Raw genomic sequence first — 19,769 nt, forward strand, 5'->3', positions numbered from 1 at the left:
GATACATTTACTCGTCATCTGTAATATCATCATCACTGTCGAGACTAAATTCTTCAGCGTGGACGTTCCAGTGTAGTTTAGTACGGCAAGCTTCATAAAAGTCAAAGCCTGGAGGATGCAGCAAAGTCAGCTTATCTGGATGTTTACGAATGTATAAACGCTGCTCTTGCTCAAGTGGCATGCTCGCTTTGCCGTCTGCACTGACCATCGGCTGCGTACGATTGTCCTCATGAATGCGAATACAGACTTCGCTATTGCCACTGACTACAATCGGTCTGCTCGATAGCGTATGTGGATGCATAGGCACTAGACATATTGCATCCATACTAGGATGGATAATAGGGCCGCCACCTGACAAGGCATAAGCGGTCGAACCTGTCGGCGTTGCAGCGATTAAACCATCGCTATGCTGTCGATAAACATCTTGACCATCAATTTTCATTTGAAAATCAATCATATGTACCGATTTTCCGGCATGTAAAACAATGTCATTAAGCGCCATGTCTTCATGGATAATGTCGCGTCCTTCTCTTATTTCCATGGTCAATAAAAACCGATGGTCAAGCTGATAGTCACCCATTAATACTTGACGCAGCTTAAAGGCAGCTTCATCAGGCTTTACATCAGCCAAGAACCCAAGTCGGCCACGGTTGACACCCAATACAGGTACACGGTAGCGCGCTAGTGCTTCAGCTGCATGTAAAATAGAACCATCTCCCCCTACTACGATGACAAGATCACAAATCTCGCCTATCAAACTACGCTTGACGATTTTGACTTTTTCTACTTCCGTCAAATCTAGAGTGGGCAAGTTAGCAGTTTGTACGTCCATAATTAACATCAAACCCATATCATTGATGGTTTGTGCAATTTGAACAAGGCTTTGGGTGACGCTACGTTTACCAGCGCGGCCCATCAGACCAATACGCCTAAAAGCTGGGTTTTTTATAGCATGAAATAGCTCTGATTCGTGCAAATGCGGCAATCTTTCTGACTGCGCTGAGTTTTCCATAAAACGACTCGGTATCACTGTAAAGTACAGAGTAATGATAGCGATAAATGAACGTTTAAACTAGCATGTTTTATCAATTATCGTTGTTAACTGTCATAATCGACCCCATATAATAACTAACGTACGCATTTTTTAGATGTTTTTTTGACTACTTAAAAGTATTGTCTATATTAGTCAATAAGCGATTTAGCAGTCGCATAAAACCTCTATCGTTAATGCTCTCATGGTGTCACGCAAACACAGTTGACAATAATAACGGTTTTGCTAAAGTAACTGACATCTGTATTATTTTATTTATATTTTTTATTAAGGATACATGTATGGCCAATCCTATTGTCAGTCGCGCAGAACTTGCGGTCGGCGGTAAGTCGATGACCGTCAAAGGTGTGGTACAAAAGACAACAATGCTATTAGGCTTGTCAGCACTCTCTGGTTTAGGCTTTTTCTTTTATGCAATTGCTGCTGGATTATCTAGTAGCTTTATCTATATGACTGCGATCGTTAGTATGTTTGCAGGTGTTGGTTTAGCGTTTTTTATGATTTTTAAGCCTCATATGGCTAAGACTCTAGCCATTCCTTATGCTTTACTAGAAGGTTTGTTCTTGGGCGGCATCTCAATGATATTTATGAGTATGTATCCAAGTGTGCCGTTGACTGCGTTATGTGCAACCTTTGTGACAGCCGCGGTTATGTTAGGTCTATATCGCTCAGGCCTAGTAAAGGTCACGGATAAGTTTCGCTCTATTATGATGTCAGCAGTTTTTGCGATTATGATCTTATACGTGGTACAGTGGGGTTTTGTGTTATTTGGCTCAAGCTTACCGTTTTTGTTTGATGGCGGGATGATTGCTATTGGCTTTAGCTTGTTTGTCATCGTTATCGCCTCATTTAGTCTATTGTTGGATTTTGATAACATCGAGCGCGGAGTAGCAGCGGGCGTTTCTGAAGACTACGAATGGATCTTTAGTGTAGGTATCGTAGCGACTTTAGTATGGATGTATATCGAGTTCCTACGTCTGCTAAGTTATCTTCAAGACTAACCAAAAGTAATGTTTCATTAAAATTATGCTAAAAAACCGCCTTTAATAACAGGCGGTTTTTTTATGGATAAAACTAATGGCTTGTTAAAACTTAAGTTGCGATGAAAGAAGCATTATGATTGAAATTAGCCAATTTGATAAGCTTGAAGTAACCAGATAATAACAGTTGCCAGATGCAAATATAGGTTAAGCTCGTTTTAAACGCAGCGCATTTAATACCACCAATAATGAGCTTAGCGACATGCCAATAGCAGCAAGCCAAGGCGGAACATAGCCTAGGGCCGCTGGTATTAATACCATACCGTTATAAGCGAGAGCCCAGCGAAAGTTTTGTTTAATAATACGTTCGGTTTTATCAGCGATACGTTTGGCGGCAGTAATTGCGTCGATTTGACCGTTCAATATGATACTGTCACTAGATACTTGTGCCAAATCTGCGGCCCCAGCAATCGAGGTCGACACGTCTGCTGCTGCCAACACAGGGGCATCATTAATACCATCGCCGACCATTAGGACGACTGCGCCTTCAGCTTGCAGTTTTTGTAAGTGGTTAACCTTATCGGTTGGCGATAAACCGTTGTAAGCAGACTGCATTCCCAAATCTTTAGCCATTATGAGCGCTTGCGGACTTGGATCTCCTGTTAGCATCATTGACTCGATGCCGTATTCTTTGAGCGTATCAAGCATCGGTTTGACATCATCACGTATCTTGTCATTGAAATAAAAACATGCCATTCCCTGCCACGTACTGCCACCATTTGCTTGGCACGATAACACCACCGCGGAGCTGGCACGATGAGCAAATAAATTAATAATGGAGTCATCAATGGCGCTTATATGACTATCAAAACTATCGTTGACAGAACTATTATTGGCTCTATCTAACGCAAAATCTATATGTCCAATACGGTATAAGACGCCTTCAATCATCGCTTCCACCCCGCCCGCTGGATAATGTTGCAAACCTTGAGTGGATGGTAAGTGCAATTGATGAGCCGCTGTTAGCAATGCATGAGCAATAGGATGACGACTGCCTACTTCTAAAGCGGCAGCGATGGCTAAGAGACTGTTTTTTTGTGAAGCTGACTTTGACTCATTTTTTTCGTTTTGTTGTACAGAATCTAATAGCTCAATATTCAATAAGTTTGGCTTACCATAAGTAAGTGTGCCCGTTTTATCAAAAGCCATGTGGGTGATTTCTGCTAGTGTTTGTAGCGTATGTCCACGAGTCGTCAAAAAACCATAGCTTGCCAAGCGATTGGTCGAGACCGTCAAGGCAATGGGTGTGGCCAATGACAGTGCACAGGGACAAGTCGCTACTAACACAGCGACCGTTGCCCAAATCGCTTGGCTTGGATCAACGATATACCAGCCAATAAACACCAACGCCGACAGTACTAAAATGCGCGCAACGAACCAACGTGCCAGCTTATCTGCTTGCTGAGCCAGCTTTGGCTTTTCGCTCATAGCACGGTTCATTAACCTATCAATCAGGCCTATTTGACTGTCTGCTGGCAGTGCGATAATCAACATCTCAAACGGCTGACTGTCGTTCTGAGCGCCGCCAATGATATAGTCACCTTGAGTTTTGGCGATCAAGTTGCCTTCACCTGTTAATAGGCTCTGAGAGACTGTAGCAGTTGGACTTAGCAAAATACCATCACTAATAATCTCGGAACCTGCCTCAACCATGATGATATCGCCCACTTGTAAACTATGAGCGGTGACCATTTGCTTTTCTTTATCTTCGTTTTGTCGTTTTAAGAGATTCAATTGTCGATTACGTGTCTGCTGCCAGTCTTTAGCAATACGCAAGGTTAGTTGCTGGACGTCGTCCTCCATGTTCTGCATAAAGTTAGATATAGAGCTTGACGCATACTGATTGCTTGTATCCTCAATAGCCACATTGTCAATCTGCTCAGCAAGATTTTTCCCTGCTTTATTAACATCACTCTCCCCAGTCGTACTTTGCTTTAATTGCTGCAAAATACGCTCGGCAGACTCTTTGTCTTCGGCGACTTTTTGTACCAGTACAGGCTCTACAACGACTAAGTCGTTCGCCATAGTCGCTGCCTTTAAACGAGCATTATGCTCAATATAACGTCCTGCCAATAAGAAGAAAATAAACATACTGACTGAGTCATAATACGTCTCTCCTTGACCAGTAACAGTGGCATAGAGACTGGTAAAGAAAGTAACAATCAAGGCAATACTAACTGGCACATCCATATTGACTTGGCGTGCACGAATCGCTGACCAAGCCGAGGTAAAAAACGGTATACCTGCATAAAAAAACACAGGCGTACTAACAAATAAAGATACCCAGCGTAAAAAGTCGCGCTGGAATATCAGCATATCGCTATACTCGCCAAAATAGATCGCTACGGCATACATCATCGCCTGCATGGAACCCAATGCGGCAATACCAAGCCTTAGTAGCATCTGATTGTTGTGACGTGCCAGCATAGCCTCATGGGTATCTTGCCGATAAGGTTTTGCTTCATAGCCGATCTCGTTAATGACAGCTAAGATGCGACTAATAGGCAGCTTGCTCTCGTCCCAAATCACTCGCATACGCTGATTGGTCAGATTTACTTGGCATTTGCGAATACCATCTAACTCATCTAAGCGTGATTCAATCAACCACGTACAAGCGGCACAGCGTAGATTGTTGACAGACAACTCTGCAACTGACATACCATCTTGGGCATAGACAAACTGCGACTTTATTTCGTCATTATCGTAGGCTTCAAGGCGTGTTAATTGAGTGGGTAGACTGGCTGTACGGTTGATTTCTGAGCGATCAAGGTAATACTGCTCAAGTCCAGCTTCTACAATGCTTTGAGAAGCCAGTTGACAGCCCATACAACACATCTCACGTGACTCCCCTAATATCTCAGCATGAAACGGCGGCTGCGGTACTGGATCGCCGCAATGGAAACAGTGACCGGCAAGCGGCAATACCAAACCTTCAATGATTGAGCGGTCTTCATGGGATGCAATTGCGGGTATTGATGACGAGACACTAGACATAATCGTGCTTACTTCCTTTAAGACGCACTGCTTTACAGATATTGTATTGCATAAATATTGCTTGATTTAGACTAAATTCAAGCTTAACAATAACCTAGCAACTATTGATAAAATAACAGCAGACAATCCATACAAAAAACACCATTTTTGGGCGTATAGGCTGTTATCCTATATGGCACTTATTAAATAAATTAAAACCTTATAGACAGTCATATATAAGCGAATGCCATATTAAAACTCATTCGTTAAATACAATATTTGCCCTACTCTTAGTTCTTTTAAACTCATATTAGTACTATTACTACGCTTTCATTAGTTCATTTATATATTGATACTCGATGTTATATCATTATACACCTTCCTAGCTAAACCCAATAAAACCTTAAGTCGATGATGATAGATTGAAAATTTTGTCAATTTGCGTCATTATGAGGCAGTTTTTTATCCCAATACGGTGCGTTATCAGTGCGAAAATCTAATCCTAAGTTACCTCAGTCTGCTGCAAGTACTCTTCCCTCGCAGCAACGTGGAATTGTATTTAGTAGTATTCTATTAATCATTGTCATCGTTGGCATGGTTTTGTTGGCGCTGTATCTGGTCAAGCTTGACCGTACTATTACTCATAAGTTTGAAGGTAAGCGCTGGGATATTCCTGCCAAAGTGTATTCGCAACCGCTTGAGCTTTATCAAGGTGCGGCAGTTGATAACAGCATGATGAAGACTTGGCTTGAGCTGCTTAATTATCGTAGCAACAAAGCCTATGACCGTACAGGTAGCTTCTATAAGTCAGGCAATAACTACTTTATCCATACGCGCGGCTTCACTTATAGTGCAAACGATATTGATAAAGAACAAGTCATCAAAATGACGATTGCCAACGACAAAATTAAGACGATTCAGAGCACTGAACAAAATAAGACTGGCATTATTCGTCTTGAGCCTGTAAGTATTGGCGGCATTTATCCGGATAGCAATGAAGATCGCATGGTTGTCTCTTTAGATGACGTACCGCAACCATTAATTGATGCCTTAATCGCGACTGAAGATCGCGGTTTTTATGAGCACAAAGGAGTGTCTATACGTGGTATCGCCCGCGCTGTAATCAACAACTTCTCTGGTGGCTCTATGCAGGGGGGTTCGACCATCACCCAGCAGCTTATCAAAAACTTTTATCTGAATTCTGATCGCACCCTTAAGCGTAAAGCCAATGAAGCACTGATGGCCGTATTACTAGAGCTGCATTATAGTAAAGATGAGATTTTGCAAACCTATCTTAATGAGATCTATCTTGGTCAAAATGGCAACCGCTCTATAAATGGTTTTGGCTTAGCGTCACAATTTTATTTTAACCAGCCTCTAAATGAGCTACGCTTGGATCAACAAGCCATGCTAGTCGGTATGGCTAAAGGTCCAAGCGTCTACAATCCTCGTCGCCATCCTAATGATTCAAAGGCACGTCGTGATGTAGTGCTCAACAATATGCTACAGATGGGTTCTATCAGTCAAGAGCAATACGATGCGGCACTAGAAAAGCCTCTTGGGGTGGTAGACAAGCCTGTTGAAGGCAAAAGCCAATTTCCAGACTTTTTGGACATCGTCAAGCGCGAGCTTAATGACGTCTATTACTCTGATGACCTGAAAAACGAGGGGCTGACCATTATTAGTACCCTTGACCCTATTGCGCAATTAGCAGCCGATAAAGCGGTTGATAAAAAACTTGGCGAATTACGTCGCAACAGTAGTAAGACTAAAGACTTGCAAAGTGCCTTGGTCAGTGCCAATCCTGAGACCGGTGAACTAGTCGCTGTCGTTGGTAGTGGTAGCGAGTTTACTGGTTTTAACCGTGCTGTTGATGCCAAGCGTCAAGTTGGATCATTGTTAAAACCTGTTATTTATATGACAGCGCTTGAAAGCGGTCGCTACAATTTAGCCAGCCCTGTCGATGATTCTCCAATTACAGTCAACTTAGGTGATGGTAGCAAGTGGAACCCTAAAAACTATAGTGGTCGTGATCATGGGTATGTTCCATTAACGACAGCACTTGCCAAATCGTATAATCAAAGTGCCGTACGTTTGGGTATGGAGTTTGGCATTGACACATTCGCCAAACAGTTACGTCGTTTGGGTATTGAAGAAAAGATCCCCGCTTATCCATCAGCACTATTAGGCTCAGTTAATTTAAGCCCTATGGACATGCTTGGCGTATATCAAGTCTTTGCAACTGGCGGCTTTCGCACCCCTATTCATAGTATTCGAACCGTCATTGACGATCGCGGGCGAATTTTGCAGCGTACTGGTCTGAACACTCAGCGTAGCATACCACCTGAAACCAATTATTTAACCAACTACGCCCTACAAGAAGTGGTCAAAAACGGTACTGCCAAACGTGCTAAGTCACTTGGTAGCAATTTAAATCTGGCGGGTAAAACAGGAACGACCAATGACTACCGTGATGCATGGTTTGCAGGCTATAGTGGCAACTATGTGAGCGTCGTTTGGGTTGGACGTGACGACAATAAACCAATTGGGCTTAGCGGTGGTACTGGAGCACTGCCAGTATGGGTTGATTATATGAATCGTATAAAATTGACGCCTGTCGCGATGCCAGAGCCTGAAGGAATTGAGTGGTTATGGCTTGAGAATAACACTGGCAAACTATCTAATGAGCGCTGCGCCTCGGCTCGATATTTACCAGTCATGTCGGCAAATTTGCCAGAAGAAGCGAGCAGCTGTGCGATCTCTTTGTATCAGCAGGAACAAGCACGTGGTCAAATACAATGGGAAAATGAGCAAGGATCGATCAATCAGCAGCGTCAGCGTGAAGGTCTAAATATACCAAACAGTGAGGTAATCGAACCAACTGACGACAATGGTGATAACGATACTCAAAGACGTACGGATACTTGGTACAATCGAGCTCTTGAGTGGTTTTAGTGAACTATTTGATAAGCTGTTGATTCATACTGTTGGTTAAAATGACACAGAATAAGGGGTTTGATATGGCGGTATTTATGCAACATCAGTACTTGGTAGTACAGAACAAAAGCTACAAAAGTCTCAGCAGATCTTTATTGCTAACAAGTGCGCTCATCGGTACTTTGACGTTGAGTGCTTGTCAAACGACATCATCGCTACCTAGCAACACTGCTACGGTAACAACCAAAACACCTGTGACTGTAGCACCTACCACAACTAAAACACCGCCTGATACTCAAAATCGTCCTGATGGTACAAATATCTACCAAACCAAACCATATATACCGTCTACTGATGCTACGCCAGAGAATAATACTTACTCAGAAAACACCTCAGACGCTAATAACCCTTTAACACAGCAAACACAGGTTATAGAACAACCAGAAATCATATTTAACGAACCTATATATACTCCTCCGCGTGACGATTATATGATCTCGCAGCCCCCTACTGCACCGTCACATAACGAGCTATTAGAGCAGGCGCGTCAGAATTCAAAGCAAAGAAGCCGTCAACCTACTGATAATCAAAGTAACTTGCCAGCTTTTCGCAATCTCATGCAAACTGGTACTAGTCATCTAAAATCAGGCAATCTAACATCTGCTGAGAACAGCTTTACCCGTGCGCAGCGTTTAGCACCGAGATCATCAGCAGTATACTTTTATCTATCACAAGTAGCCCTAAAAAAAGGGCAACCGCGTAAAGCTGAGGCCATGGCGCGGCGTGGTCTGACTGTTTCTGAAGATGCCAATCGCCGGCGTTCATTATGGCAGCTTATCCTACGCTCAGGTCAACAACAAAACAATTCGCGTGTTGTTCGTGAAGCGCAACAAGCACTTAAGTAATTTTGAGCTACTTTTACATAAAGTACAGTAGCTTACATTTGTTTTACTCACTTTAATCTAATCAAAGGTATCTTTATGGCATGGCAACAACTGCACCTCCAGTGTGAAAAAGCAAACGTCGAACTTGCAGAAGCACTGTTGTTAGAGGCAGGCGCACTATCTATCGCGTTAGACGACGCAGGTGATCAACCCTTATTTGAGCCATTGCCTGGCGAATCACCTTTGTGGGATGACGTAATACTAACCGGCCTTTTTGACGCTACTACCGAAGACGGCAGTCGACAGGCCGTTGAGCAGCTCAGTCATGATATTGCAGCACAAATACAAGCCAGTCGCATTTGGTTGACAGCAGTTGACGATAAGGACTGGGAACGTGAATGGATGACTCATTATCATCCAATTGAATGCGCTAACAACCTATGGATTGTGCCTAACTGGTTAACGCCACCCGACTCTGATGCCACTAATATTGTTATGGATCCAGGACTTGCCTTTGGCACAGGTTATCACGCCACTACGCGTCTATGTCTAGACTGGCTAACCGAGCAAGACTTAGAGAATAAAGTAATAATAGATTATGGTTGCGGCTCGGGTATATTGGGCATTGGCGCGTTGTTATTAGGTGCCAAACACGTCTACGCAGTCGATATTGATCCACAAGCAGTTCTAGCTACGAACCAAAACGCTGCACGCAATAAGGTTGATGGACAATTGCAAGCATTTTTACCAAAAGCGTTTGCAGATTATTGCGCGCAGCACGATATTATTCCAGTGGATGTTATTGTTGCCAATATTTTAGCGAAACCTCTTATTAGTCTCGCTCCCTATTTTGCAACTTTAATGACACCTAAAGGACGCATAGTGTTAGCAGGATTAATTGAGTCTCAAACCGAGCAAGTTGCAGAGGCTTATCGTCCTTACTTTGACCTTGATTCTAAACATGCTTTCACTTCTCAAGAAGATCAACATTGGCAACGTTTATCAGGAGTGTTTACACAATAGCAATAAAAAATAGTTTTATTTACACACTAGCAACAATTTATTACATCTGTTACGATAGGTAATTGGTTGGATTTTGCAAATGCAATACTACTCCCTATTGTCTATCGTGCTACAGATATCTCAAATAAGACAGTTTTTGGTGAGTGAGTATATGGTGATTATTACTGTATTTCTTTGGACTCAATTACATGACTACGCTTATCAAAACACAATGTCCTTCTTGTCAAGCCTACTTTAGTTTACCACAAACTTTATTGAATGAGCTGGATGCCAAAGTACGCTGCAAACGCTGTCAGCAGATATTTTTGGTCAATGAAAACCTTGTGGTTTCTGGTAACGAGCCTTCAGGTATCAATAACACCTCTACTTTCAACCAAAAAAATAATCATAATAACGCGCAACGAAAGGATGATGACTTTTTATCTTCTGACACGCTTATCTATGATGATATGCCTATTGATGATCTTGAATCGCCAAACTCAGCACACAATTCATTGGATGAGATGAGCGCTTGGTCTTTTGATTTGGACGCTACACAAATATCATCAACGCATCAAAACTCTGCAAACGCAGCTGATAAGTCAATAGCCACTGCAGATAGCGACGCTTTCATTGATCATGATATCTATAACGAACCAGAAAACATGTTTGAAGAAACAAATAATGCTATAAACACCATGTCTCGATACGACAATGTTTCAGTCCCTATTGATACTTCTAACAGGAATACTAATAATGATAATGCATGGCTCGAAAAACTTCTTGAAGAGCAAAACCATAAAACAGACGTTATAGAACCTGGTACTGATTTATCACAATTGCTGGTGAGTATGGGTGTACCACTGAGAGATCAATTTCAAGCTACTCCTAAGCGCGCAAGCAAAGCTCAGTCACGTATTTATCCAGTACAATCTCGTGTACAAACATCCATCGCTTCGTTACTGTGGCTGGCCGGCTGTTTGGTGTTGATAATGCTATTGTTTGCACAATATGTTATTTTTAATTTAGACAATCTAGTCAAAAATCCAATGTATGCAGAGCGCTTACAAGCAGTTTGCGCTATTGCCGCTTGTAGTCTACCCACTGCTGATATGACAGCTTTTGATATCGTTGACGTGATTTATCGGCCTAGTAAGGTAAATGCTGCTGATGAGTTTACCGATATAGCAGCTACCTTGGCAAATCAAAGCACAAAATCTCAGTTATTACCCAATCTAAAAGTCAGTATCTATAGTAATGACGATATTATTGGAGAGTTCATTGCCATGCCAAAGGACTATCTAGTCAGCAAACAAAACCTACTCTCTGCTGAACAAAACAAACCCTTTATGTTTACCGTCCCTGTGGTCAATGATGAGATTAATAAAGTAATTATTGATCCTATTTATTAATCTTTTATGCCTGCCTGTCTCTAACCTGATGTTTACATTGATATGCAGTTTGACACCCAGTTAGCCTTTTATTTATAACCTTTGTCGTATGACAATATTTAAGGACATTATCTTATGGCACACTCAGTTCCTCCTACTGCCAACCATCTTGCCCACCATCATGATCATCTTCGCGAGTCTGATAATCAAGATAGCATTCAGCAGCCAACAATGGACGCACAAAGCAGCTCAAACAGTGACTTGTATGGCAACTCAGAGCTTGCTCCAGTCAATGCACCCTTGCGAGTACATGTCGAACGTGTCGTACGTGAATACTTTGCTGCTTTGGAGGACGAGATGCCAACAGACTTTTATGAGCTTATCTTAAGAGAAGTAGAGCTACCTTTGTTAACAGTCGTGCTTGAACAAACTCGTGGCAATCAAACCAAGTGTGCTCAAATCTTGGGTCTCAACCGTGGCACATTACGTAAGAAACTAAAAATTCATAATTTAATGTAGTTGGTTGTATAGAAGTTAGTATTTATGCTCTAAAATGATATTGAGTTTTGTGTAAATGAGTCAGATGTTTTATTATAGGCATCGTGATTATTAGGGTGTTTTTAAGGTTAGACGGTATATAGCTGACTGCCGATACGCTGTTATAACCTTAAAGCTTCACTTCATGCTGTTAATATCACGCTTTATCATTATTGTATAAGGCAATTTATAGATTAAATGTAATTGTATCTGTGATTGCTACTACTATCTTGCCGGACGTTTTGTCGGGCTTTTTCTATGGAATCGTTTTTATGGCTACCAAACCGTTTGCTCTACTCTCAGTCTCTGATAAATCTAATATCATAGAATTTGCTCAAGGGCTTATTCAGTCAGGATTTGACTTATTATCCACTGGTGGTACTTATCGGTTGCTCAAAAAGCATGATGTGGCGGTAACTGAAGTATCAGATTATACTGGTTTTCCTGAAATGATGGATGGCCGTGTTAAAACATTACATCCAAAAATTCATGGCGGTATCTTAGGTCGCCGTGGTACAGACGATACAGTAATGAATTCACATAGCATTGATCGTATCGATTTGGTCGTGGTTAATCTGTATCCATTTGCTGAAACGATTGCTCGTGCCAATGTCACTATGAATGATGCTATTGAAAACATCGATATTGGTGGTCCAACTATGGTACGTGCCGCTGCTAAAAATCATGCTCATGTAGGTATCGTAACTGACCCAGCTGATTATGAGCGTGTGCTTACCGCTTTAGGTGACGGCACGGAGCTGACAACGGCTCTACGCTATGACTTAGCTGTCAAAGCGTTTGAACATACGGCACAATATGATGGTATGATCGCCAACTTCCTAGGCAGCCGTGTCAATGATACTCAAGAGCCTGAAAGTTTTCCGCGTACCTTTAATGTGCAGTTTGAAAAAGCACAAGACCTACGTTACGGTGAAAACCCTCATCAAAATGCAGCCTTCTATACCGAAAACCAGTCTTTAAAAAGCCAGCAAGCTTCTATTGCTACTGCAAAGCAATTACAAGGTAAAGCGCTCTCTTATAACAATATCGCTGATACTGATGCAGCTCTTGAGTGCGTTAAAGCTTTTAATGCATCTGCTTGCGTCATCGTAAAGCACGCTAATCCTTGCGGCGTAGCAGTGGATCAAGACCAGGTCGCAGCTTATAAGACAGCATTTAGCACAGACCCTGAGTCTTCTTTTGGCGGTATCATTGCTTTTAATCGTCCATTAACCGTGGCGGCTGCTAAAGCTATTATTGACAACCAATTCGTTGAAGTCATTATCGCCCCAAGTATTGAAGACGGCGTGCTTGAGACAACTGCGACTAAGAAAAACGTACGTGTATTGGTTTGCGGCGAGTTGCCAGCGCCGGCTCAGCGTGACTCTCAACTTGACTATAAGCGCGTCAACGGTGGTTTACTCGTACAAGAGCAGGATTTAGGTTTGATTACGGCTAATGATCTAAAAATCGTTACCGATGTTCAACCAACTGAAGCCCAAATCGCTGACTTGCTGTTTAGCTGGAACGTTGCAAAGTATGTCAAATCCAACGCTATTGTTTATGCCAAAAATCAGCGTACTATTGGTGTGGGTGCAGGTCAAATGAGCCGCGTCAACTCAGCTCGTATCGCAGCTATCAAGGCGGAGCACGCTGGATTGGTTACTGAAGGAGCTGTCATGGCATCAGATGCTTTCTTCCCATTCCGTGACGGTATTGATAATGCTGCAGAAGTAGGTATTTCAGCGATTATTCAGCCTGGTGGCTCTATGCGTGATGATGAAACCATTGCTGCAGCAAATGAGCACGGCATTGCCATGGTCTTTACTGGTATGCGCCATTTCCGCCACTAGTACTCAGCCAGTTAGTATTTATTTATCATCCATCAAAAAAGCCACTGTATAGTACAGTGGCTTTTTTATTCAGTAAATCTCGCCCATCTTTTAGCCATTCTTAATCGCTAAAACTAAAGCCATGATACTTTTATTGACTTTGTGCGCCGGCTATATTGGCTTCATTGATTTCAACTTTATATACTAAGCGCAGATAATCTAAATAATCTTGTAGTTGATCTTGACCTAGATTGTCGCGAATGATACGTGCGGTTTGGGCTTTTTCTATATCCGATAACTGTGATTGTTGTTCAGTTTCGATGCGATTGCCAACTATCACACTAGCGCCTATCTCAGTCTCGCTAGCTAACGCTACAACCCCATCTTTAGGCGCTTGCTGACTGAATGCTAAACTGCGTTCTTTATTGGTCAATAACGTTGTTTGACGATTCACTTGACCTAATGCTTGAAAGTTTACTGGTTGCTCATTAATATCAGCCACAGTCTTAATACCAGCAGCTAATTGTTTAGCGTCTTCAAGAGCCATAGCACTGGCTTTTTGTTGACGTAGCTTTTGCGTGATTATCGGTGTTGCTGCTGCAAACGTAAGAGTCTGAGTAGGACGATAGTTACTTGGTTGTATCCACGCCGTACCATTACCGACCTCAATCCCGGCTGTTACTGCTTGATCTTGAATAGTAAACTCATCAAACGCCTGTTTAATAACAGCAGGTTGCGACAACACTGAGGTGTTATTTTCTTTACGATAATCTTTAATATTTTTCAATGCCACATTTTCTTGCTGCGCAATATCTTCGATACTAAAACCATCAGCTGCCAAGTCATTAATCGCCGTTACTTTATCAGCATAAATAGATTGACGTTTATATTCTTTTGCCTTGATTGTTAGCTCGTCACGCATGCTTTCTAGGCTTGGTATTTTGCTACCATTGTCTTCTGTTACCGTAAATATCTGATAACCAAAACTGGTTTTGATAGGTGGTGTAACATCACCAACACTCAAACCTTGTAATGCTGATTCAACAGTGGCAGCATCGTTGCCGAATACTGAGGCATTAAACAGTCCAATATTACCACCACTTGCTCCTGATGGATCGTCTGACTCTGACTTAGCCAATGTTACAAATGACTCACCTTTATCAAGACGGGCTTTAACATCGCTGGCGCGTGCCTTTGCATCATCACCAGTCAATAAGATTTGGCTAATCTTACGTTCGTCGACCACAGCAAGACCTTGCTTATAGCTTTCATATTGCTGTTGCAGCTCTTCTTCTGTCACTGTATCAACTTTGATCATCGCTGGGCTCAGCTGAATGTACGCCAAGTCAACCATCGCATCACTTTTTAGCGTTTCTTTATTGGCATCATAGTAGGCTTGAATATCGTTTTCGCTAAGCTTAACTTGCTGCTGATAGTCTTGCCAATCAAAGCGGTGCAGCCAAATATCACGCGATTCTAGCTGCAAATCAATCAATTGATTTACCGCTTGCATAGGGTAAATGGCAGTACCAACGATACTAGCATTGAGCTGGTCAAGACTTAGTTGATTGCGAAATTCAGCAAAAAGTTGGTTTTTATTCATGCCACGTTGACGTAAAAAGTTTGAAAACTGAGCATTAGAAAACTCACCATTTTCATCTTTAAAAGCTTCCTCTTGACGTAACAGACGATTAATCGTTTCATCTGATACTGTCATACCTAGCTTGCCAGCTTGCTGCTCAAGCAAAGTACGATCAATCAACCCTTTTAACACTTGCTCATGTAATACGTCTTCATTTAATAAGCTTGCATCATCAATTTGGTCTAAAATCTCAGAACGTCTATTGTTGACTGCGTTCTGATACTCTGATAAGCCTACACTTGCTTCACCTACTTGAGCAACTTGATTGGGGTCAACATTACCCTGAAAGTAGCTTTCAATGCCCAATAAAGCAAGTGGCGATAAGCATAGAATCAATAAAATGCGACCAGGCCAGCTTTTTAAAAAATCGCGCAATTTATCCATAGTTATTTCTACTTTTAACTCATATTGATGATGAACCATTGCAACACTGTCGATGACATGTAAAACAATGAAATGATAAATGGTATGTGTGTTATTTGAAACTGATAAAATCGTAATTCAATAAAGCAATATCGTTACGCGCGCCCTATGATACGTGAATTTTGGTCTATACTCAAAATATTCCAAGCTTGTACGGCACAAATTTTAGCAATAAAAAAAGCACCTTTGTTTAAAGGTGCTTTTCATTGCTTGCTTTGCTATTAAAGATTAAACAACAAATATAAAAAACAAGCCAATATTCGCCTAGTTTAAGCGCTCTTTTAAGTTTTTACCAGCTTTAAAGCTTGGTACTTTACTTGCTGGAATGCTTAGCTCTTCACCTGTCTTAGGATTGCGGCCAGTACGAGCTTTACGGTCTTTTACGCTAAATGTACCAAAACCGACCAATGAGATGCTTTCACCAGCTTCTAGAGCTTCGCCAACGCTTTCCATAACGGCGTTCAATGCATCACCAGCTTGAGTTTTGTTTAGACCACTTTTATCTGCGATGCTATCAATTAATTCTGACTTATTCATAAAATTTCCTTCAAGTTTAAGGGCTGAAATAAACGCTAACGTCCGGCATTGTATCGCTCTCACATGATATAAGCAATAAAAACCATTTTAGACGCTTTTGTTTGCAGGTTGCGCGTTATTAACGTCTTTATATCAAGGCAACAAAAGGAGCGCAAGCGATTTTACATTTTTTCGCCTGCGAAACTACGTATTTGACACTTAACGTTACGCAAATCTCCTGTAACTCTTCCTTTGATGTATAAATTTGCTTTAAAAATACTACTTATAAAAGAATGGTTTAGTAGACTTTTAACGCAATCTTTGTACTCTACAATACAAACTTTACTAAAAAAGTATCGCTTTTAATATAATTTAAATGATTAACTCAGCGTTAAAGGTAAAAATTCATCTTATACAATGATTCTTTATGACCACATAGGACTATTGATTGATAACCAACAACGTTAGTATAGTTTTTAGCGGCTTGTATTATCATTCTATTGATGCTTATCAATTTACTATTTGCTGTTAGTTCATAACACAACAATTTATTAACTGACATAGAGATACATTACTTTTTATGATGAAAACGTTATGATAGCTGTCGCATAGTATGTTATAAAAAACCGAACTATAATCAATCCTATGTTTGCACACATTCATTGCTACTTATATTTTATGTTTTCTTTTAACCTGCCCAATAAAATGGATTACTTACATGAAGCGTACTACATTGTCTCACTCTCTTCTTAATATCATTTTAGTGTTCATTGAGTCAGCATTGACCCTGTTGCTACGTCTAGATCCTGAGCTACGTAAAGCTGCCTACCCACTTGCTAAACAGGGCACTTTGGTTTGTCTGCGCCTCTATTTACCTCATGTAGAGGTTTTTGCAACTTTTAGCTACAAAGGTGTGTTACTCGACGCTCAACTACCTGTTGATCGTAGTGAGCCTGACGTCGTTATCAACGCTTACAGTATTCAAGTGTTGAATGCTCTTACCTTACACGACAGTGAAACAACTGAAAAATTACAAATGCGCGGTGAAGCCATTCAAGTGCAACTGGTTAAACAGTTTATCACTCAGCTAGGGCTAGGCAGTTTGATCCAAGGTATCGTAAAAAAATTCAAAGGTGGCAGTACTAAGAAAAAGCCTAGTACAGAGGAGATGGAAGAAAAAAAGCATAATTATAAAATACGTATTGCAGAACAACAGACTCAAATAAATACGTTGACCATAAAAAATCGCGAGTTTGAAACAACAGTAAAAGAGCTACAAAGTAGACAAAAAACGCTTACCATTGTATCAGTTGTAGCGACTATCATCGCGATCGGTGCCATCATTGCTTTATTAATGAATTGATCTATTTAGCCTTACTCTTGTTAAACAACGACACTTAATGACACTACATTGCTGTTGTTAAGTGTTCTATTCTTACTGCTCCCATCCCTGTTATATCTCTTTTTAAGTCTTAAACTTACCGATTACTTTTATTAATAACCGTGATAGATAAGATTAACCATACTCAGACACTTTAATCTTGACTAAATTACTCAGGATTAAGTATAATAACTCTATCGCAGCACATATCTGGTTAATCATTTGTTGTTTGATGGTGCTAGCATTTAATCTGTTTAGTATCGCCATGATGTAAGTAGTCTTACATTAATTTTATTAATCAATATGCTTAAGCTCGTTATTAAATTTGGCTTATAACTGATCAGCTTGGAGATATTTTATGCGTTTAACTACTCGAGGTAGGTACGCCGTTACCGCTTTATTAGATCTGGCTTTACAGACTAGTCAGCAAGACAGCGCTGTGTCCTTATCTGATATTGCAAAGCGACAGTCTATCTCTATCTCCTATCTTGAACAGCTGTTCTCCAAACTTCGTAAACGTGGCTTGGTAACTAGTATCCGCGGCGCGGCAGGTGGTTACCATTTGGCAAAACCTTTAGATGAAATAGACGTGATGACTATTATCTCTGCTGTTGATGAATCTGTTAACGCGATGCAGTGTGAAGGACGCGGTGATTGTCAAGGCGGTACAATGTGTTTGACCCATGATTTATGGTGTGCATTATCAAATCATATAGAACAGTACTTGAAAAATATAACATTAGCGCAATTATTAGATATGGAAAACGTGCAGTCAGTATCAGAACGTCAGCATACCTCTACTAAAGAGATTTCCTTAAAAGACATTAATACTATTACTTTATCGACCAGCGAGGCAAACCCAGCATGAGCCAACATAACACCCTTATATATTTAGATTATGCCGCTACTACGCCAGTTGCTAAACCAGTAGCTGCTAAGATGAGCGAGTATCTGACTGTAGATGGCATCTTTGGTAATCCAGCCTCGCGCTCACATGGCTATGGTTGGCAAGCAGAAGAAGCGGTAGAGACTGCTCGTGGGCAGATAGCTGAAGTAATCAATGCTGATCCGCGCGAAATCGTCTTTACTTCTGGTGCGACAGAATCTGACAACCTAGCAATTAAAGGTGCAGCACATTTTTATCAGTCTCGTGGTAAGCATATTATTACAAGTAAGATTGAGCATAAAGCAGTGTTAGATACTTGCCGTGAGCTTGAGCAAGAAGGTTTTGAGATCACGTATCTTGAGCCGCAAGCAAGTACTGGTCTTATTTTGCCAGAGCAAGTTAAAGCAGCCCTTCGTGACGATACCATCTTAGTATCACTAATGATGGTAAACAACGAGCTTGGTACAATTACCGATGTTGCTGCTATTGGCGAGATTACGCGTGATGCAGGCGTTATTTTCCATGTTGATGGTGCTCAAGCTGTCGGCAAGGTAGTGATCAACCTTGAAGAGATGAAAATTGACTTGATGAGTTTTTCTGGTCATAAAGCATATGGTCCTAAAGGCATCGGCGCATTATTTGTTCGCCGCAAGCCGCGCATTCGCTTAAAAGCAGAGCAACATGGTGGTGGTCATGAGCGTGGTATGCGTTCAGGTACATTACCGACGCATCAAATTGTCGGTATTGGTGCAGCATTCGCTTTAGCTAATGAGCGTTATGAAGAGGATCATGCGCACGCAGCCAAACTACGTCAAAAGCTTTGGGATGGCCTACAAGACATCGAAGAGATTTACCTGAATGGCGATTTAGAACACAGTGTCCCTAACATCGTAAATATCAGCTTTAACTTTGTTGAAGGCGAATCACTGATGATGTCATTGAAAGACTTAGCGGTATCATCTGGTTCAGCCTGTACATCAGCGACGCTTGAGCCATCTTATGTGCTACGTGCAATTGGTCGTCCAGATGAGTTAGCTCACAGCTCGATTCGATTCAGTTTTGGTCGTTATACGACTGAAGAAGATATTGATACTGTGGTTAAGCAAATGCATGAAGCGGTTGATAAGCTGCGTGCCCTATCGCCACTTTGGGATATGTATCAAGAAGGTGTTGACTTAGATTCAGTTGAGTGGGCAGAACATTAATATTTGGTAAAATATATTTAATGAATTAGATAATAATATGGTTATAAAATATAGCCATTTAGTAAAAAA

General features: G+C 41.2%; 14 protein-coding genes. 10 read left to right on the top strand and 4 right to left on the bottom strand.

Annotation, left to right across the window (positions count from 1 at the left end):
* Positions 1-7: 7 nt before the first annotated feature.
* A complete protein-coding gene (locus tag Q0890_RS00770) occupies positions 8-1,012 on the bottom strand; it encodes an NAD(+) kinase (protein WP_299216235.1) in 1,005 nt (334 codons plus the stop codon).
* A gap of 320 nt (positions 1,013-1,332) precedes the next feature.
* Between Q0890_RS00770 and Q0890_RS00775 the strand changes: the two genes are divergently transcribed.
* Positions 1,333-2,052, top strand: a complete 720-nt coding sequence (locus Q0890_RS00775; RefSeq protein WP_058368538.1) for a Bax inhibitor-1/YccA family protein — start codon at positions 1,333-1,335, stop codon at positions 2,050-2,052.
* A 186-nt stretch (positions 2,053-2,238) separates the two neighbouring features.
* Here the strand turns inward: Q0890_RS00775 and Q0890_RS00780 are convergent, their stop codons facing one another.
* Positions 2,239-5,085 (bottom strand): heavy metal translocating P-type ATPase, encoded by a 2,847-nt coding sequence (locus Q0890_RS00780; RefSeq protein WP_299216240.1) that lies wholly within the window; start codon positions 5,083-5,085, stop codon positions 2,239-2,241.
* 465 nt (positions 5,086-5,550) lie between these two features.
* On the opposite strand from Q0890_RS00780, the gene mrcB reads away from it, so the two are divergent.
* The 6 genes from mrcB to purH all read left to right on the top strand — a co-directional run bounded on the left by mrcB (position 5,551) and on the right by purH (position 13,668).
* Positions 5,551-8,019, top strand: a complete 2,469-nt coding sequence (gene mrcB / locus Q0890_RS00785) for a penicillin-binding protein 1B (protein ID WP_299216243.1) — start codon at positions 5,551-5,553, stop codon at positions 8,017-8,019.
* Between the two features lie 65 nt (positions 8,020-8,084).
* On the top strand, positions 8,085-8,906 hold the full coding sequence (locus tag Q0890_RS00790) for a tetratricopeptide repeat protein (protein WP_299216246.1): 822 nt from the start codon (positions 8,085-8,087) through the stop codon (positions 8,904-8,906).
* Between the two features lie 75 nt (positions 8,907-8,981).
* Entirely contained in the window at positions 8,982-9,908 is a 927-nt protein-coding gene (prmA, locus tag Q0890_RS00795; RefSeq protein WP_299216249.1) for a 50S ribosomal protein L11 methyltransferase, read from the top strand.
* Between the two features lie 188 nt (positions 9,909-10,096).
* Positions 10,097-11,299 carry a DUF3426 domain-containing protein gene (locus tag Q0890_RS00800; protein ID WP_299216251.1) on the top strand — a complete coding sequence of 401 codons (1,203 nt, stop codon included), beginning with the start codon at positions 10,097-10,099 and terminating at the stop codon, positions 11,297-11,299.
* A 210-nt stretch (positions 11,300-11,509) separates the two neighbouring features.
* Complete coding sequence (locus Q0890_RS00805; protein ID WP_299217966.1) at positions 11,510-11,797, top strand: helix-turn-helix domain-containing protein; 288 nt, start codon at positions 11,510-11,512, stop codon at positions 11,795-11,797.
* Positions 11,798-12,087: 290 nt separating this feature from the next.
* Positions 12,088-13,668, top strand: a complete 1,581-nt coding sequence (gene purH / locus Q0890_RS00810) for a bifunctional phosphoribosylaminoimidazolecarboxamide formyltransferase/IMP cyclohydrolase (protein WP_299216253.1) — start codon at positions 12,088-12,090, stop codon at positions 13,666-13,668.
* A gap of 130 nt (positions 13,669-13,798) precedes the next feature.
* On the opposite strand, the gene Q0890_RS00815 is transcribed toward purH, so the two are convergent.
* Together Q0890_RS00815 and Q0890_RS00820 are read right to left on the bottom strand one after the other, a co-directional pair.
* Positions 13,799-15,673: a SurA N-terminal domain-containing protein gene (locus tag Q0890_RS00815; RefSeq protein ID WP_299216255.1), complete on the bottom strand. Its 1,875-nt coding sequence runs from the start codon at positions 15,671-15,673 to the stop codon at positions 13,799-13,801.
* A gap of 303 nt (positions 15,674-15,976) precedes the next feature.
* Positions 15,977-16,249, bottom strand: a complete 273-nt coding sequence (locus Q0890_RS00820) for an HU family DNA-binding protein (protein WP_025653024.1) — start codon at positions 16,247-16,249, stop codon at positions 15,977-15,979.
* 697 nt (positions 16,250-16,946) lie between these two features.
* On the opposite strand from Q0890_RS00820, the gene Q0890_RS00825 reads away from it, so the two are divergent.
* The 3 genes from Q0890_RS00825 (at position 16,947) to Q0890_RS00835 (ending at position 19,700) form a co-directional block, all read left to right on the top strand.
* Positions 16,947-17,591 carry a hypothetical protein gene (locus Q0890_RS00825; RefSeq protein ID WP_299216258.1) on the top strand — a complete coding sequence of 215 codons (645 nt, stop codon included), beginning with the start codon at positions 16,947-16,949 and terminating at the stop codon, positions 17,589-17,591.
* A 376-nt stretch (positions 17,592-17,967) separates the two neighbouring features.
* Positions 17,968-18,477 (top strand): Rrf2 family transcriptional regulator, encoded by a 510-nt coding sequence (locus Q0890_RS00830; protein WP_299189044.1) that lies wholly within the window; start codon positions 17,968-17,970, stop codon positions 18,475-18,477.
* Positions 18,474-19,700, top strand: a complete 1,227-nt coding sequence (locus Q0890_RS00835) for an IscS subfamily cysteine desulfurase (RefSeq protein ID WP_299216262.1) — start codon at positions 18,474-18,476, stop codon at positions 19,698-19,700. The genes Q0890_RS00830 and Q0890_RS00835 overlap by 4 nt, the downstream gene beginning before the upstream one ends.
* Positions 19,701-19,769: the final 69 nt, after the last annotated feature.

Origin of the sequence: uncultured Psychrobacter sp., from assembly GCF_947488565.1 — a bacterium.
GTDB lineage: Bacteria > Pseudomonadota > Gammaproteobacteria > Pseudomonadales > Moraxellaceae > Psychrobacter > Psychrobacter saeujeotis.

Coding starts and splice junctions, on each gene's coding strand:
- Q0890_RS00830 (WP_299189044.1), top strand. CDS start 17,968: ATGCGTTTAACTACTCGAGGTAGGTACGCCGTTACCGCTTTATTAGAT.
- Q0890_RS00775 (WP_058368538.1), top strand. CDS start 1,333: ATGGCCAATCCTATTGTCAGTCGCGCAGAACTTGCGGTCGGCGGTAAG.
- Q0890_RS00820 (WP_025653024.1), bottom strand. CDS start 16,249: ATGAATAAGTCAGAATTAATTGATAGCATCGCAGATAAAAGTGGTCTA.
- Q0890_RS00825 (WP_299216258.1), top strand. CDS start 16,947: ATGAAGCGTACTACATTGTCTCACTCTCTTCTTAATATCATTTTAGTG.
- Q0890_RS00770 (WP_299216235.1), bottom strand. CDS start 1,012: ATGGAAAACTCAGCGCAGTCAGAAAGATTGCCGCATTTGCACGAATCA.
- prmA (WP_299216249.1), top strand. CDS start 8,982: ATGGCATGGCAACAACTGCACCTCCAGTGTGAAAAAGCAAACGTCGAA.
- Q0890_RS00800 (WP_299216251.1), top strand. CDS start 10,097: ATGACTACGCTTATCAAAACACAATGTCCTTCTTGTCAAGCCTACTTT.
- Q0890_RS00805 (WP_299217966.1), top strand. CDS start 11,510: ATGGACGCACAAAGCAGCTCAAACAGTGACTTGTATGGCAACTCAGAG.
- purH (WP_299216253.1), top strand. CDS start 12,088: ATGGCTACCAAACCGTTTGCTCTACTCTCAGTCTCTGATAAATCTAAT.
- Q0890_RS00835 (WP_299216262.1), top strand. CDS start 18,474: ATGAGCCAACATAACACCCTTATATATTTAGATTATGCCGCTACTACG.
- Q0890_RS00815 (WP_299216255.1), bottom strand. CDS start 15,673: ATGGATAAATTGCGCGATTTTTTAAAAAGCTGGCCTGGTCGCATTTTA.
- Q0890_RS00790 (WP_299216246.1), top strand. CDS start 8,085: ATGGCGGTATTTATGCAACATCAGTACTTGGTAGTACAGAACAAAAGC.
- Q0890_RS00780 (WP_299216240.1), bottom strand. CDS start 5,085: ATGTCTAGTGTCTCGTCATCAATACCCGCAATTGCATCCCATGAAGAC.